This window comes from Oceanotoga teriensis (genome assembly GCF_003148465.1).
GTDB classification, from domain to species: domain Bacteria; phylum Thermotogota; class Thermotogae; order Petrotogales; family Petrotogaceae; genus Oceanotoga; species Oceanotoga teriensis.
In genome coordinates, this window is sequence record NZ_QGGI01000020.1 from 25,569 (window position 1) to 43,314 (window position 17,746).

Here is a 17,746-nt window from a genome sequence, read left to right on the forward strand (position 1 = left end):
TATACCCCCAAATTACTTATTATAATATTCTTTATACCATTTAGCAAAATTAGCCAAACCTTCGTCAATTGTTGTTGAAGGTTTAAATCCTATTTCATTTTCAAGATCTGTTGTATCCGCATAAGTTCTAAAAACATCTCCTGGTTGCATATCCATATATATTTTTTCAGCCTGTTTTCCAATCTTATCTTCAAGAGTGTTTATAAAATCCATGAGTTTAACTGGTTTATTATTCCCTATATTATATATTTTATACGGTGCAAAACTTGAACTCAAATCATCTTTAGTTTCATCCCAATTTTTATTTTTTTGAGGTATTTTATTCAATAATTTATATATTCCTTCAACTATATCATCTATATATGTAAAATCTCTTTCCATATTTCCATGATTAAAAACCTTTATAGGCTTTCCACTCATTATATTGTTTGTAAACGAAAAATATGCCATATCTGGTCTTCCCCATGGACCATATACAGTAAAAAATCTCAAACCAGTAGTAGGTATATTATACAAATGACTGTATGTATGAGCCATTAATTCATTACTCTTTTTAGTTGCTGCATATAAACTAACTGGATGATCTACATTATGATTAGTAGAAAATGGAGCAACTTTATTCCCGCCATATACAGAACTTGAAGATGCATAAATAAGATGTTTTACAGGATTATTTCTACATGCCTCAAGTATATTGACAAAACCTATTAAATTTGAGTCCACATATGCATATGGATTCTCTATTGAATACCTAACTCCTGCCTGTGCTGCAAGATTAATTACATAATCAAAATTATTTTTTTCAAATAATTCATCTATATTTTTTTTATCTTTTAAATCCATCTTAATAAATTCATAATTCTCTTGTTTTTCAAGAATTTTAACTCTATCTATTTTTAAATTTACATCATAATAATCATTTAAATTATCAATTCCTATTACATTATATCCATTTTTTAATAATAAATTACTAAGATGAAATCCTATAAATCCAGCTCCTCCAGTTACTAATATTTTATTCAATATCCTTCATCTCCCGATCATTTATTTTACTTCTACCAAAACCTAAAGTTGCTATAAAAATAATTAAAAACCAAATTTGAATTTTAAATCTTGTACCAGTTCCAAGATTCTGTGGCGATACTAAAGAATAAACAGAACCCCAAATAAAAATATATATTAAAACTGTTTTAATTAAGGCCTTATAATTGAAACTTTTGTTTTTATCTTTTGATATATTTCTAATACCTTTTATAAACAAAATAAAAACAATCCAATTTATTAAATCTGTTAAAAGTATAAATGGATTTCCCAACATTATAAGTGGTCTAAATATAGTAGTAAACCATAAATAAGGGAAATAAATTATAAAATCTTTAAGTCCCGTAAGTTCAACTCCAGAAGTACTTCCACCACGATTCCAATCACTTGATAAACTAACTATAATCTCATTTATAGCTGAAATACTTGTAACACCTACAATTTTCATTCCAACAAAAATAATTCCCAATAAAGCAGGAAATATTATAAAATAATACCTTCTCTTTATTTTTCTATTAAAAATTAAAGTCAAAAATAAAGAAAGACCTAAAATAGGAATCATCCAAAGTCTAACAAATAAAAAATAACTAAAAAATATCAAAGAAATAAATAAATACCTCAATTTATCTCTTTTTAAATATAAAATAACAAAAGAAACATGCATAACCGTACTACTAAGAGCTAAAGGATCTTTAGAATATAAAGAAGTAAAAATAATACTCATTGGCTCTATTAAAGTAAACAATAAAAAAAAGTACTGCTGTTTCTTATTAAATTCTTCATTAACAACTTTAAAGAAAAAATAAATAGATAAAAAAGTTATTCCGCTCAAAAATATTTCAATATTTTTGAATCCAAATCCAAATAATCTTTGAAAAAATAAAAATATATAAGAAATATTATTTGTTCCACGCTTAATAGACAATTCAAAAATTTGATTTCCTTCAAAATAATCTCTTGAAAGACCATAAAATTGCTTTGCATCCCATCCTTGATAATAGTTTTCAACATATGGAAAAATAAAAACAATAAAAATTATTCTCAGTAAAAAACCTAATAAGAGAATATTTTTTATTGTCTTTTTTTCTTTTAAATTTAAAATCACATAAACAAAAAAAATAGTCATAAAAGTAGAAAAAACTATATCTAAAACAGAACTAACTTTTAAATTAATCATATCATGCAACTCTAAAATATAATCCATAGAAAAACTCAATAGAAAAAAAGTTGCGATAAATATAAAAGCACCGAGCATAAAGTAATTAATTTTTTTCATATAATTCACCCATTCAAATAAACAGAAATTATATTTTCTATAGTTTTATTTTCATCAAACTCATCCTTTGCAATAAGTTTTGCATTATCTGAAAACTCTTTCCATTTATTACTATCATTCAAAAGTTCATAAATTCTTTTAGCAAAATTCTCTGAATCACCTAATTTAACAAGATAACCATTTCTATTATTTTTTACAACTTCATTTGTACCAATAACATCTGTAGCAACTATTGGAACTCCCAATGCACTTGATTCCATAAGAGCTCTTGGTTTTCCTTCTTTAAAAGAAGTCAAAACAGATAAATCACTATCATATATTTCAGATATAATATCTTCTCTATCTAAAGTTCCAATAAAATTTATAACATCATTTATATCCATACTATTTGCTTTTTTCTTTAAATCTAATTCAAGAACACCTTCACCATAAAGATTCAATTCAAAATTAGTAAATGAATATTTTTCTTTTAAAATTTTAATACTATCAAAAAGCATAGCATGATTTTTTACACCTTCCCATCTTGCTGTACATGCTATTCTTTTTTTATCAAAATTAAATTTTTTATCTTTTTTTATATAATCTTTAAATTCTTCAAAAGGAATACCATTGCCTATATATCTTAAAACACTATTTTTTTCATATCCATTATCTTTACAATAATTATACTCATCCATATTTTGAAATAAAAGTATGTCACAATATTTGCTGAGATATTTTTCAACAAATTCATATATTTTTCTTTTAATACCTTTATACTGAGTAAAATGAAATCCATGAACTTGATGAATTATAAGAGGAACATCAGCTTTTTTTGCCGCTATTCTTCCGGTTGCTCCTGGTTTAGAAGCATGAGTATGAACAATATCTGGTTTATACTCTTTAAAAACTTTAACTAATTCTTTTATCTCATACTTAATATCAGATAATTTCATAGAATTAGATAAATTAACATTAATAACCTTAATTCCCATTTTTTTCATCTTATCAGACCAAATTCCATCAGGACATATTAAATAATTTTTAAATCCCTTTCTTTTATCTACCTTTTCAACTCTCGTTCTTAATAATCTATATGCTCCATAATCTGTATTAAAAAGATCTATAACCATCAAATCATTATCCATTAAATTACCTTGCCCCTCTCATACCAAGCATAGTTTCAACTGTTTTCATCATTATTTGAATATCTAAAAGTAAATTCCTATTCTTCACATAATAAAGATCATATTCAGTTTTTATCTTATAATCCTCTAATGTTGTAGTATGCTTATAATTTATCTGTGCCCATCCAGTTATTCCAGGCTTATAATTAAGTCTATACATATAATAAGGAATATTATCAACCATCTTATAATGAAATTCTGGCATCTCAGGCCTTGAACCCACTATAGACATATCTCCTTTTAAAACATTTATAAACTGTAAAGACTCATCTAATCTTGTCTTTCTCGAAAATTTACCTATTTTTAAAACTCTTTCTTCTAACCCTTCATTTGGATTATCCTTATTTATTGGTACATGTTTTAAAGATCTAAATTTCATCAAAGTAAAAGGTTTACCTCTTTCGCCTATTCTTCTTTGTTTAAATACAACAGGAAATCCATCTTCTAACAAAACACCCAAATAAATCAAACCCATAAAAGGAGAAAATATAATAAGCAAAAATACTGAAGTAATTATATCGAGCATTCTCTTACTTGGAGAATTTTCTATTTGCTTTTCAAATTCAACTTTATAATAATTTTCAAACTTACATAAAACATCTAAAGGTATCTTCTTTAAAGTTTTTTCAGCAATATGTGGAAGATATTCAACGGGAACACCTTGAAGTTTATAATTATCTATCTCAAACTTTATCTCTTTTTCGAGTTTTGGATCTGTAACCAATATCTTATTAAAAGTTCTCTCATCCTCTAAAGAAAGTGAATAATGGTCATCCATGAGCATTGTGAACCTTTGTGGAGAAGGATTTATATACTCCACAAATTTCATCTTGCCTTTAGTAGATTCAGAAATCTGCGAAAGAACCTCGCCTATCTCTTTTTCCCTACCTATTACAAGGTATTTATTTACAGGGGCATGTTTCCTATAAAGATAATACTCTATCTTATGAAGAAAAGGAATCAATACGAGTGAAAAAAGAAGATTGAAAAGATATATTTTGGCAAGATTATAATCAAAAACAATTGCAAAAATTGTTATTCCAACAAATGAAATAACATTACCTGCAAATACTCTTATAAAAGTTTCATTCATACTTTCCATATTTTCTATATCATATACTCTAAAAGCATATATCCCTATAAATACTAAAAAGCTTACAATAACAGATTCAACAATATTTAATCCCATAGCAATATTAAACCCAAAAACAAATATAGAATCTATAAATTTAACAATTCTCTTCATCTGAAGTCCTACCTTCTATTATTTATTTTATATTTCAATTGATATACTATCAAAGAAATATTAATTCATAAAATATATTAGTTTAAAATTAACCTAAATTATAATACTAATCATATTATAACTTGAAATCATAAAAAAATCCATAAAAAAATAACTCTTACAAAGAAATGTAAGAGTTTTTAATTAATTAATTATTTATTTTTGAAATTTTTTCTTAAAAATATTAATTATATATTTAATATCATTTTTATTTATCTGATGATTTTTGTATTTTAAAATTAATTATACTTTTTATGTAATAAAAAGCAGACTTAATATCTTTAAAAGTATAAATAACTATTAATATAAAAGAAAAGAAATTAATAATAAAATTATTATACATTATAGATAAAAAAGCAAAAAATATCATCATAATAGTAGAAATAATATGTCTTTTAATATTCAATTTAACCCATAAAAATCTGCTAATTATAGTCCTAAGCCAAAAAAATATAATATAGCTAATACCTGTTGATATAGATGCACCAAGTGCTCCATATTTTGGAACCAGTAAATAATTTCCAAGTATATTTATACCTCCTGATACTCCAGTAACTATTATATTATAATATGTTTTTCTGCTAAAACTTATACCCATTTGAGTAGTTTCTGAAAGAGTATACATTATAGGGTAAAACATTAAAAATGGTATTATTACAGAAGCCTCAGAATATTCTGGAGACAAGATTTTAATTATAAAATCTTTAAATAATATAATAAATCCAAACAATAAAATCATTATGCTATTTAATTTATTACTTACTATTTCATACTTTTCTTTAGCAACATTATTTTCATACCATCTATAAACTGTTGGTGACCAAAAAGTAGCAAATGCTTGTTGTACTATTATTATAATACCAACTATTTTAAATGCTGCTGAATAAAGACCTATAGATTCAAAATCAGACCATGCTCTTAAAGCTATTTTATCCATAGAATTAAGTATCCAAGACATTATAGAAGCAGGAATTAAAGGCAATCCAAATAATATAATTTTTTTGAGCAATTTTTTATTAAATTTTAATTTATATTTCCAATCATTTATATTTATAAAAGTAGTTATTATTGATATGATAACTATCGATAAAAATTGCGATTGGATTACTCCTTTAAAATTTCTATTAAAAAAGACTAAATTAATAACAATAACACATAAAAGAATTAATTTATTTAATATTTCAATTAATGAATATAATTTGGCTTTTTCTTTCATCCTGATATTTAGTATATTAAATCTATAAATTACAGAAAAAGGCAAGGATAAAGCTAAAATATTTATTATTAGTTTTTCTTCAGAACCAAATAACAAATTAGATATTTGTTTGTAAAATATCAAGTAAATTATCATTACTATTAAAGAAAATATAAAAGGTATTATAAAAGAATTCCATAATAAATTTTTTTTATCTTCTTCAGCATTGTATTCTCTTACATAAGATTGATCGATTCCTAAATATATAAATAAAGAACTTAAACCATAAGCCATAGTATACATAGATGCTTTCCCGAGTTGAGTCGGATCTATAAGCCACGTTTGCACAGGTACTATTATAAAGCTTATAAAAGCTCCTATAATTGGTCCCAATGAAAACCCAGCTAATCTCTTTAAAAATGTATTTTTACTTTCCATTATATACCTCTACTATTTGTAATTTTTCTCATAAAAATCTAAATATTCGCCACTTATAACAGATTCCATCCACTCTTTATTATTCAAATACCAATCTATAGTCATTTTTATTCCTTGTTCAAACATAATAGTTGGTTCCCAATTAAGCTCTTCTTTTATTTTAGTTGGATCTATTCCATATCTTCTATCATGTCCAAGTCTATCTTTTACATATTTTATTAAATCTTCATTTATTTTTTTATCTCCTGTTTTTTCTTGAAGATAATTTATTAAATAATCTATTTCCGAACCAAAAATTACTCCTTTAGTAATAATTATATATTTTGAAGTTTCAAAAAAAATTTTATCATTTTCAAATTTTTTTATAGTTCTTCTTTCTAAATAATATTTGAAATTTTTTCATTTAATAAATTTGATTTTATTATTTCTCCAAAATTTTTTTTTTACTTTATTTATGTTTAATTCTCCTAAAAATCCTAGTATAAATTCACCTACTTAATTAAGATAGTCCGAAATTTCTAAATTTTTCATATTCTTTTAAAGTACTTTGATATTTATCCCATTCTCCTATATCAAACCAAGATTTTTCACTAACTGGAAAATAAGATACTTTTTCCTTGTTTTTTATTAATATTTCAATTAAATCTGTCATATTAAAAAATTTGTCCTCGGGTATATATTCAATAGCTTTTTTATTAATAATATACATGCCAGAATTAATCAAATAATTCCTATTAGGTTTTTCATTTATTTTTTTTACATTACCTTTATCATCATTTTCAATAACTCCATAAGGTATACTTTCATTTTTTAATACCCCTACTATTGTAAGAATGTTTTTATTTTCTTTATGATAACTCAACAATTCTATATAATCTTGATTTATTAAAATGTCACAATTAGTTATGAAACAATCTTCTTTAATATTTTTATTCATTAATCTTATACTACCTGCTGTTCCCAGAGGCTTATCTTCTTTAATATAATGAATTTTAACATCTTTTATTATTTTTTTTGATAAATAGTATTCTATTAATTCATGTTTATAATTAACAGATAAATGAAAATTATATATTCCATACTTAAGAAATTTTTCAAAAATAATTTCTAAAATAGTTTTTTCTCCAATTGGTATTAATGGTTTAGGAATAACATTAGTAATTGGTTTTAATCTTGTACCTTTTCCTCCAGCCATAATAATTACAGGAATATCAATTTTTTCATTATTTATATTAATTGTATTTCCAAATAATTCTTCCCAATAATATATTTTATATATTTCTCCATTATCTATAACTGGTAAAAATTCCATTCTGTATTTTAACATCATTTTTTTTATTTTTTCAAAACTATATGATTTTTTCGCAACTTTTATATCTTTTCTAGTAATTATATAAGCCGGACTACTTAAATCTATGTTATTTATTATAGCTCTTTGTATATCTCCTATGCTAACTAAAGAATAAAATTTATTATTTTTTTCTAAAATTAATAGTTTTCTATTAATTTTATCCATTCTTTTAATTACCTCTATAATAGTTGAATCATGAGCTATTTTAATAGAAATATCCATAAAAATCATTCCTTTTATATATCATAAGTTATTTTATAGTCTAATTCATCCATTAATGCTTTATTATCAACATTTAAATCTTTACTTCTATAAGAATTGTTATCTATAATTTTTTGTTTTAATTTTTTATTGTATTTTTTTTCTAATTTTTCTATTATTTCTTTTAAATTATAAGATTTTCCTTGTGCCACATTAATAGTTTTTTTTATTTCATTTTTACTCAATTTGAGAGATGCTTTGTAAATTATTTCTGCAACTTTTTCTAAATGCATATAATCTCTTTTTGTTTCTAAACTACTTAACCATACTTCAAACTCTTCATTTGATTTGAGTTTTTCTGTAATTATTCCAATCAAATTATTTTTATGATCTGAATATATATTAGTGGGTCTTAAAATATAATAATTTTTGTTTTTCAATGTTTCAACAATTATTTTTTCTGATATAAATTTTGAAAAACCATAATAATTATCATAATTATATGGTGATTTTTCTGTAATTACTTCATCTTGTAACCCAAATACTGATATAGATGATACATATATAATTCCTTTACAATTTTTTTGAAGTGCAAGATTATTAACTACATTACTTGTAGCTACAATATTATTTTTAATAAGTTTATTTTTGTTATTAGATTTCTCTCCTGCTATATGCAAAATTATAAATTCTTCATCATATATTTTTGTAAAATTAGAATTTTCAGATAAATCAAAATTTATTTCTTCAATTTTTTTATTATTTTCTAAAAATTTTTCTTTTACTTTTGAACCAACATAACCCTTAGCACCTGTTATTAAATATAACATTATTAAAACCTCCTACACATTGTAAATATCTGTTTTAAAATAATGTAGGTTATTTTTTATCCATTCAATAGTTTCTAATAAACCTTCTTCAAGAGTATATCTTGGAACCCATCCCGTTAAATTTCTTGATTTATCTGAGTTTGATAAAAGCCTTTCAACTTCAGATTTTTCAGGTCTTAATCTTTGGGAATCTGTAATTATTTCAACTTTTTTGCCAGTTAATTTTATAATTTTCTCAGCTAAATTTCCAATAGATATTTCTTTTCCAGTACCCAAATTATAAACATCCCCAATAGTTTTTTCATTTAATCCAACTTCTAAAAATCCTGCCGCAGTATCTTTTACATAATTCAAATCTCTTGTTGGATTCAAATTTCCCAATTTAATTTGTTTCTTACCAGCAAGTATTTGACTTATAATTGTAGGAATAATAGCTCTTGCTGATTGTCTTGGTCCATATGTATTAAAAGGTCTTACTATGGTAACTGGAGTTCCAAAAGACCTATAATATGAAAGGGCAAGATGATCAGCTGAAGCTTTACTTGCAGCATAAGGAGATTGCGGATTATATGGATGTTTTTCATCTATCGGTACATATTGTGCTGTACCATATATTTCACTTGTAGATGTTTGTACAACTCTCTTAATACCTATTTTTCTTGCAGCTTCGAGAACATTATAAGTACCTTCAACATTTGTTTTTATATAAGCCATAGGAGAAAGATAAGAATAAGGTATTGCTATGAGTGCTCCAAGATGAAAAACAGCTTCTACATCTTTTACAGCATCATAAACACTATCAAAATCTCTTAAATCTCCAGTATAAACTTCAATATCTTTCTTATATTTAGAATTTTCAAGCCAACCCCAATTATTATCAGAATTATATCTAACAAAACCTTTAACATCATATCCTTTTTCAACTAATTGCTCTGTTAAATGCGAACCTATAAAACCTTCTGACCCAGTTACTAATACTTTCATCTATTTATTCCTCCAATAATTTATTATATACTTCTATCCAACTTTTTATATTATTTTCCCAACTTGATCTTTCATGTATAATTTTTTTATTTATTTTAGACTTTTCTTTTAATTCATCAAAATTATTAATGATATATTGAATTTTTTCTGATAAAGTCCCTTTTTTTAACTTATCAATTGTCTCATAATATGCTCCATCTTCTAATAATTCACTATATGGAAGCCAAGAACCATTGATTACTATATTACCAGCATAGAGACTTTCCTGCATAGAAGCCGACATTGCATCAGTATCTTGAATATTTATCATTATATCATTAGCTTTTCTTAATTTAGCAATTTCTTCATTTGTCATATAATCTTCCAAGACTTTATAATTTATATCATATTTTTTGAAAGTGTTATCACATAGTTTTTTAATTTTTTCTTTATGTTTTTCATTTCCGTATGTTAAAGGGATAAAAATAAATATATTACTTCTTTTTTTTGATAATTTAATTATTTCATCAATCATATATTCATGATTTTTTCTTGGATCAGAAGAATATCCTAAAGTAATAATATAATATTTATCAGGAATATGATACTTTTTCTTAAAATCATTTATTTCATTTTTATTTATTTTATCTATTTGATCAAAATCTATAGGTAACCCAAATCTTGTTTCATAAATTGGTTTATTTTCAAAACCAAATGTTTCATGAAAAACTGGTATCATTTTTTTATTTACAACAGTAATAATATCTGCATTGTTTATAATTTTTTTTTGTAAAAATTTAATCTTTTTTGAACTATTTGGATATCTATACAAATCAGATCCCCAAAAAGTTACTATTAATTTAGTATGTTTAAAAAAACAATTATATAAAAAATAACTTGGAGTTAAAAAATTTATATGAACCAAATCAAAATCTTTGATTGTTTTTTTTAATTTTAAAATCATATTAATCTTATTAAAATATTTATTTTTTAATTTACTTCCAAAAAAATTTACAATTTCTATATTCTTAGAATTAATTTTAATTTGATTTTCATATTTTTTTGAATAAATACTATCATTAATTGTTAAATTTAATATTTTATTCTTCAAATTAATCACCTAAATAATCAATAATTTTATTACCAATAAGTTCTTCTGCATTACCTTTTCCATATATATTTTTAAATAGTTTGTTTTTATTTTTTCTACTATTTTTTTCATATAGATTTTCTTCGTTTGTTAGTTCTTTTCAACTGTATCTGGCTTACATTATTACTATTACTTCTTTTTGTAACCCTACACTATCAGTTATTACTTTTTTACTATTCCAAAAAAAGTTCTAAATCTTTTTTAGTCCAGAACTCATAAATTTTATATCTCAATGTATTTTCAATACATAATAATTATCTTCAATTTTTAAGTTTATTGATTCATTAAATATATCTTTAAAATACTCTAAAATATAATGAATAATTTCATATTTCATAAAATCACCTTTCACAGTTAAATAAATTTTCAAAAAAATTTTTATATTCTAATATTTTATTATTTTTATTAAAGATATTAAAATTAACATTATAAATAATTTTACAATTTTTTTTCATTTTTTCTATAAATTTATCTAAAGTTAAAAAATCTTTATAAAACATAACTTCAATATTTTTAAAATCATCAATTAATCCTATTTTTTTTGATATAATTGGCTTTTCATAATACATTCCTAACAAATATTTGCTAGTTAATCCAAAATAATTTAATTTATAACTATCTTTATAAGGAATAAATATAAAATCTGAATATTTTATATAAGATTGTATATTTTCATTCTTCATATATCCAAGATATTTAAAATTTTCATTTTTAAATAATTTTCTTTGTTCTTTTTTAGTAAACAATTTAGGACCTATAAAATAAAAAGTTATATTTTTAAATTTTTTTAAGACATGATAAACATCTTCAAATGATAACGGAAATAATCCAAAATATAACGCTTTTATATTTTTTTCTTCTTCATAAGGATTTTTTAAAGATATTTGTTTTTCTTCATTTAAATCAAATCCATTTTTTATCAGACATATTTTTTCTCCATAAATAATTTTTAAATTATTATAAAAATATTTATTTACTGTAATAACTTTTTTACTTCTTTTTATTAGTTTTTTTTCATATAAATGAAATAAAGAATTTTTACTAATAATAAACTTAACTGAATCTGATTGTCGATAAATTATAGGTATATTCTTAGGTATAATATCTATTAAAAATATAGGTTTTCCACTTTCTAAAATAACATAATCATATTTATTAAAATTAAAATTTAATAATGGTTTAATTGTTTCGTTTATAAATAATTGGGTTACTTTTTTAGGTAAATTTTTCATTATTTTTTCATAATATGAAATTAATTTTGGATTAGAACCAATTTCAATAAAATTATTATTTTTAATATAAAATTTTTTATTACTCGGAAATGTCAAATGAGTTACTTCATAATTCATTTCAATTAATGATTTAGTAATTATATCTATTCCTCTATTTGATTCTGTATATTTAATTGATGATATTATTAATATTCTTTTCATTAAAAATCTCCTTATTATTCTATTTTTAAAAAAAGAGGAAATAAAAATATATATGGAAACAAAAATATCATTGGATTAATAAATGAAACAAAAATTATAGATATAATAATATTTAATAATATTCTATAATCAGGATGATTTTTTCTTTTTAATAAAAAAATAACTTTTTTTATTAAAATTATTATTATTATAGAAGTTACTATAACTCCATAATTAATATATATTTGAAATATTGAAATTTCTACTTTTTTATATTTTTCTAAGTTTCCTAAAATATGCTCTATTAAACTCATATTCTTTATATCTTCAATAAAATCTAATCTAGAATTAGCTGATAATTCTGTTCCAGAAAAAAAATTAATATATCTTTCAAAAATTAAAAAGTAATCCGAAAAATAATGAAATAATATTATAAATAACATTAATATAATAGATATTGTAAACATAACTTTTAATATTTTTTTTACATTTTTGATTTTAATAATGTTTATCCATAAAAACATAAAAATTAAAGTAAAAAAAGAAGACATTGATGCAGAAAAAATAACTATTAAAATAGAAAATAATAATTTTATAAAATCTATTTTAATATTGGAATAATAATATGAAAAAAAACATACTCCAGACAAACCAAGAATATTTGGTCCTCCAAAATTACCTATAAATCTTGAAAAAATACCATAAATATAAAAAGGACTTTTTATATTAAATAAAGGCAATATAAAAATCTCTAATAAAAGAGTTATAATTGTTATAAAAAAACTTATATTAATAACTTTTTTTAAATTTAAATTTTTTATATCTACTTTTGGGATTAAAACATAAAACAGAAAAAAACTTAGACTTTTAAAATAAAGCATATCAAATCTAAAAATAATATATTTAAATAATGCAAATATTAATATATTTAAAATTGTAAATTCTTTATAAGAAAATTTTATTTTTAAATGTTTTATATTATATAATCCAAATATTATAAATGGAATTATTAATTGAAGTATTTGATATAAAATAGGAGCAGATGATTCTATCGTCCCACTTTTACCTATCCAACCAAATAATAAATATGGAATATAATATACAGATGAAAATATTATTATTAATTTTATATTATTTTCTATTTTTTTATACATAATTTAACTACCTCAAATTTTTGAATATAAAGTTGTGTTTCTCAATAAATTTATTTATTATTAACAATATTTTCATATAATTCAAATAAAAAATTTATTTCTTCATAATTTTTAAATCTAAAAAAATTTTTATTTGTTCCTTTTACTAATCTTTTATAAAAATTATCATTTTCTATAACTTTTAATATTGTTTCATAAATTTCTTTTTCACAAAATTCGTTGACTAATACACCACCTTCTTTAACAACTTCTTTAATAGATGAATTATTAGAAGCTATAGTTGGAACACCAAAAGAAAAAGCTTCTAAAGGAGGTATTCCAAACCCCTCATATTCTGAAAGAAAAATAAACAAAAATGCATTCTTGTATATTTTATATAATTCTTCATCATTAACATTAGTTAATTGAATAAAATTTTCTTTATTGTTACATTTTGATATTTCTTTATCAATATAATCATATTCTTCAAATTTTCTACCTACAATATAAAATTTGTAATTTGGATAAATATCAAATATATCATCTAGAACTCTAATCGTTGTAGTTAAATTTTTATGTTTTTTTCTATTCCCCACATATAAAAAATATTTTTCTATTTTTCTTTCTGTTGAATAATTATAATCTAGCATAATTTTTTCATATATAATTTCAATATTTTCATTATGAATCTTAAAAACATTAATTAAATCTTGTTTTGTCGATTTAGAAACACTTATTATTTTTTTAAAATTATTTTTATTCCAGTTTAAGATAAAATATAACCATAAAGATTTTAATTTATTAAAATATTTTTTCAAAATGATTGGAATTAGATCGTGAATTGTTATTATGGATTTTTTTGGTACAATAAAAGGTATATTTGTATGAGTAAAATGTATCAAATCATATTTTTTTGACATCTTTTTGAAAAATAAAGTACCTATAAATATTTCTTTTATTGATAAAGGTTTTATATTAATATTTATAATTTCTTTTATATTTTTATAGTTTTTAAATTTATCAAGATTATTATTATAAGAAACAAGAGATATTTCAAAAGGTACTTTTTCTTCATTTATTATTTGTCTTATTAAATTTTCAGTATATCTTCCAATTCCTGACATACCATACATTCTACAGTCAATTAATATTTTTTTCATTTTTTAATCACACCAATAATTTTTTCTTCAACATTTTTTTCAAATTTTTCAAAAGAAAAATCTTTTGCTCTATTTATAATATTTTCTTTTTTATATTTTTTTGGATTATTCAATATTTCTTCTATAGCTTTTGTTAAATACATTGAATTTTTGGGCTCTATTACTTTTCCAGTAATACCATCAAAATTATGAAAACTAGTTCCAGTTCCTAATTCAGTAGTAATAACAGGAACTCCACAGGCCATTGCTTCTGTAACAACAAGTCCAAATGCTTCTCCTCTATCAATAGAAGGTAAAACAAATAAATCAGCAGCTGAATAGTATTCAGGTAATTCTTTGTAAGTTACATGATCTAAAAATAAAATTTCATTTTCTAAATTTAATTCATTAACTTTTGCTTTTAATTCTTCTTCTTTTGGTCCTTTACCTATTATAACAAGTCCATTTTTTTTGTCTAATTCTTTAAAGGATTCTATTAAATAATCTAAACCTTTATACCTACCTAGTCTTCCAATATATATTATAATTTTTTCTTTTTTATTTTTTAGTTCATTTATTAAAAATTCTCTTTTATTTTTTTCTCTATAATAAAAATGATCTGTATCCACAAATAATGGAATGACTTCTATTTTATCTTGAAATTTTTCTAAATATTTCGAACTAATTTTCATATTTGGTGATGTAACTATTATTTTATCCATTTTCTTTAAAAAATTATGTGTAATTATTTGATTATATATATTACCTATAAAACCTCTACCAACTATATCAGCATGATAAAAACAAATTTTTTTTGCATTTCTATATTTGTTTCTAAATAATAAATCTATTTCAGGCTGAAAAGAAGGGAAATGAAAAATTATTATATCACTATTAACTGATTCTTTTTTAATACTTTTTTTATATTTATTAGACCATCTTACAGGACCTTTTTGAAATATAGTTGGAAGTCTTTGTACTTCAATTTCATCAATAATATCATTTCTAAGTTTATTTATATTATTATAAGTTAGCACTTTTGATTCATAATTATTTTTCTTTAGTAGTTTTGCAATAGATTCTGCTACTATTTCAACTCCACCAATTTCTGGTCTATACATTTTATTAACTGTTAAAGCTTTTTTCAACTATACTGCTCCTCTCTTCCAAACAACCGCTTCGAATGTCTTTAATATTATTTGAAGATCTAATAGTATATTTCTATTTTTTACATAATATAGATCATAACTAAGTTTAACTTTAGTCTGTTCTAATGTAGCAGAGTACTGATACATTATCTGAGCCCATCCTGTTAAACCAGTTTTTAATTTATGTCTTGCATAATACTGTGGCAACATTTCATTATATTCTTCTACAAATTTTACTTGTTCTGGTCTTGGTCCAACAAAAGACATAGCTCCACGAAGTATGTCATAAAATTGTAATGTTTCATCCAATCTTATAGGTCTAATAATTTTACCTATTTTAAGAACTCTATCTTGTTCATCAGTTGCAAATTTTGCTTCTTCATTTTTTCTATTTTTCATACTTCTAAATTTATGCATTTTGAATGATTCCTCATGCAAGCCAACTCTTTCTTGAGTGAAAATAATAGGTAATTTATCTTCAAAAAATATCATAAGAGCTATTATAAGCATAAATGGTGAAAGTATCACCAAAGCAACAGAAGATATTAGTATATCCAATATTCTTTTGGTTGGAGTTTCTCTGACATTTTCAAAAGTAACTCTATAATACTCATTAAATCTATCAAACACTTCAAGAGGTATTCTTTTTAAATGTTTTTCAGCCATATTAGGAAGATATTCTATTTTTATTCCTCTTCTTTTTAATTCTTTTATATTGTCAAAAACTAAATTTTCAAGTTTTGGATCTGTAACAACTATGGAATTCAATTTATTAGTAGATATTGTATTCAATATTCTATTATTTTCAAAATCAAATTCATCTGTAAGAATCTCTATCAATTTTTCAGATGAGGGGTTTATATATTTCACAAACTTATACTTACCATGAGTTTTTTTGCTTATTTCATCGAGTATATGACCTATTTCATTCTTTCGTCCTATTACAAGATATCTTTTTTCTGGTGCTTTTTTTATATATATCATATATTCTATTTTATGTATTGTTGGAATCAATATTATGTTGAATATAAAATTATATAAAAATACTTTTGAAATAGAATATCCCAATATAGAATGAAATAGAGTAATACCGATAATAGATACAAAATTACCGGCAATTACTCTTATTATTGTTTCATTTAAGCTATTCATAGTTTCGGTGTCATAAGTTCTGAACGCATATATTCCTATGAGAAATATTGAAGATATTATAAGTGAAGTGAGCGGGTTTAATCCAATTATTAAGTTGAAAATAAAAAACAAAATAAAATCGAGTATCTTTACCAATCTTTTCATTTGTACACATCCCATGTTATTATAAATAGTTTATAAAAAATAAAATGAATAAGTCCAAGCTAAAATTATTTTATCATAAAATTTATTTTAAATCATTACTTTACAATATTTTGACTGATTATTTATAAAAAATTAATATATCATATGAACTGCTAATAATAAGCTATAATTAAGGTTTTAAACTTTCTATTTTATATTATATCATTTTTTTTTTGATTTTGTAAGTTTTTATTAATTATAATGTTCCTAAACATTAACTGAATATTTTATGTTTATTTTTTTATTTTATTAACATTTCTTAACAAAAATATTTTTTTTTAATTTTATATGAGATTAAAATTATTTGTATATATTAATGTGAAAAGAAATAAAAAGTATTAATAAGTTTCTATGAGATTATTATAGATTTTTTATTTTAAAATTGAGTATTTATGAGTATACCTTTTTATTAACTCTTAATCATGGTATACAAAAGTATATTTAAGAGTTATAATTTTTAATGAATGTTTTAAAGAGACGGACTTTTTTTATTCTATAGTGACTTGAAAAATAGAGCAATAAAAAAGGGATATGAAATAAAAAACAAGTAAATGAAAAGCAACAAAAATAAAAACAAGAAAAAAAAGAAATAAAAAGCGATAAAAAAGAGAAAAAAGAGAAGGGAAGAAAGAAAAAAAGATAGCAAAAGAAAAAGCTTAGAAAAAGCTTTTAATAAAAAATAT

At 22.1% G+C, this 17,746-nt stretch carries 14 protein-coding genes and 1 pseudogene; all 15 read right to left on the bottom strand.

Annotated elements, in window-relative coordinates; translation table 11 throughout:
• Positions 1-12: 12 nt before the first annotated feature.
• A complete protein-coding gene (locus C7380_RS11395) occupies positions 13-1,026 on the bottom strand; it encodes an NAD-dependent epimerase (protein ID WP_109606023.1) in 1,014 nt (337 codons plus the stop codon).
• On the bottom strand, positions 1,016-2,317 hold the full coding sequence (locus C7380_RS11400) for a glycosyltransferase family 39 protein (protein ID WP_109606024.1): 1,302 nt from the start codon (positions 2,315-2,317) through the stop codon (positions 1,016-1,018). The genes C7380_RS11395 and C7380_RS11400 overlap by 11 nt, the downstream gene beginning before the upstream one ends.
• Positions 2,318-2,322: 5 nt before the next feature.
• On the bottom strand, positions 2,323-3,444 hold the full coding sequence (locus C7380_RS11405) for a glycosyltransferase family 4 protein (RefSeq protein WP_109606026.1): 1,122 nt from the start codon (positions 3,442-3,444) through the stop codon (positions 2,323-2,325).
• Between the two features lie 4 nt (positions 3,445-3,448).
• Positions 3,449-4,729: an exopolysaccharide biosynthesis polyprenyl glycosylphosphotransferase gene (locus C7380_RS11410; protein ID WP_109606028.1), complete on the bottom strand. Its 1,281-nt coding sequence runs from the start codon at positions 4,727-4,729 to the stop codon at positions 3,449-3,451.
• Positions 4,730-4,976: 247 nt separating this feature from the next.
• Positions 4,977-6,401: a lipopolysaccharide biosynthesis protein gene (locus tag C7380_RS11415; RefSeq protein WP_109606030.1), complete on the bottom strand. Its 1,425-nt coding sequence runs from the start codon at positions 6,399-6,401 to the stop codon at positions 4,977-4,979.
• 12 nt (positions 6,402-6,413) lie between these two features.
• Positions 6,414-6,662, bottom strand: a pseudogene (locus C7380_RS13780) (GDP-mannose 4,6-dehydratase); the annotation flags it as partial.
• Between the two features lie 238 nt (positions 6,663-6,900).
• A complete protein-coding gene (locus C7380_RS11425) occupies positions 6,901-7,974 on the bottom strand; it encodes a sugar phosphate nucleotidyltransferase (RefSeq protein WP_206050598.1) in 1,074 nt (357 codons plus the stop codon).
• 14 nt (positions 7,975-7,988) lie between these two features.
• Positions 7,989-8,783, bottom strand: a complete 795-nt coding sequence (locus C7380_RS11430) for an SDR family oxidoreductase (RefSeq protein ID WP_109606036.1) — start codon at positions 8,781-8,783, stop codon at positions 7,989-7,991.
• Positions 8,784-8,795: 12 nt separating this feature from the next.
• Positions 8,796-9,767 carry an NAD-dependent 4,6-dehydratase LegB gene (locus C7380_RS11435; protein WP_109606038.1) on the bottom strand — a complete coding sequence of 324 codons (972 nt, stop codon included), beginning with the start codon at positions 9,765-9,767 and terminating at the stop codon, positions 8,796-8,798.
• Positions 9,768-9,771: 4 nt separating this feature from the next.
• On the bottom strand, positions 9,772-10,857 hold the full coding sequence (locus tag C7380_RS11440; RefSeq protein WP_158274893.1) for a glycosyltransferase: 1,086 nt from the start codon (positions 10,855-10,857) through the stop codon (positions 9,772-9,774).
• 380 nt (positions 10,858-11,237) lie between these two features.
• Positions 11,238-12,329, bottom strand: coding sequence for a glycosyltransferase family protein (locus C7380_RS11445; RefSeq protein WP_109606042.1), 1,092 nt, complete (start codon positions 12,327-12,329; stop codon positions 11,238-11,240).
• Between the two features lie 14 nt (positions 12,330-12,343).
• Positions 12,344-13,462, bottom strand: a complete 1,119-nt coding sequence (locus tag C7380_RS11450) for an oligosaccharide repeat unit polymerase (protein WP_109606044.1) — start codon at positions 13,460-13,462, stop codon at positions 12,344-12,346.
• A gap of 50 nt (positions 13,463-13,512) precedes the next feature.
• The gene (locus C7380_RS11455) at positions 13,513-14,601 is read right to left on the bottom strand and encodes a glycosyltransferase family 4 protein (RefSeq protein WP_109606046.1); all 1,089 of its coding nucleotides are present in this window, start codon (positions 14,599-14,601) and stop codon (positions 13,513-13,515) included.
• The gene (locus tag C7380_RS11460) at positions 14,598-15,728 is read right to left on the bottom strand and encodes a glycosyltransferase (RefSeq protein ID WP_109606048.1); all 1,131 of its coding nucleotides are present in this window, start codon (positions 15,726-15,728) and stop codon (positions 14,598-14,600) included. The genes C7380_RS11455 and C7380_RS11460 overlap by 4 nt, the downstream gene beginning before the upstream one ends.
• Positions 15,729-17,024: an exopolysaccharide biosynthesis polyprenyl glycosylphosphotransferase gene (locus C7380_RS11465; protein ID WP_109606049.1), complete on the bottom strand. Its 1,296-nt coding sequence runs from the start codon at positions 17,022-17,024 to the stop codon at positions 15,729-15,731.
• Positions 17,025-17,746 lie beyond the last annotated feature (722 nt).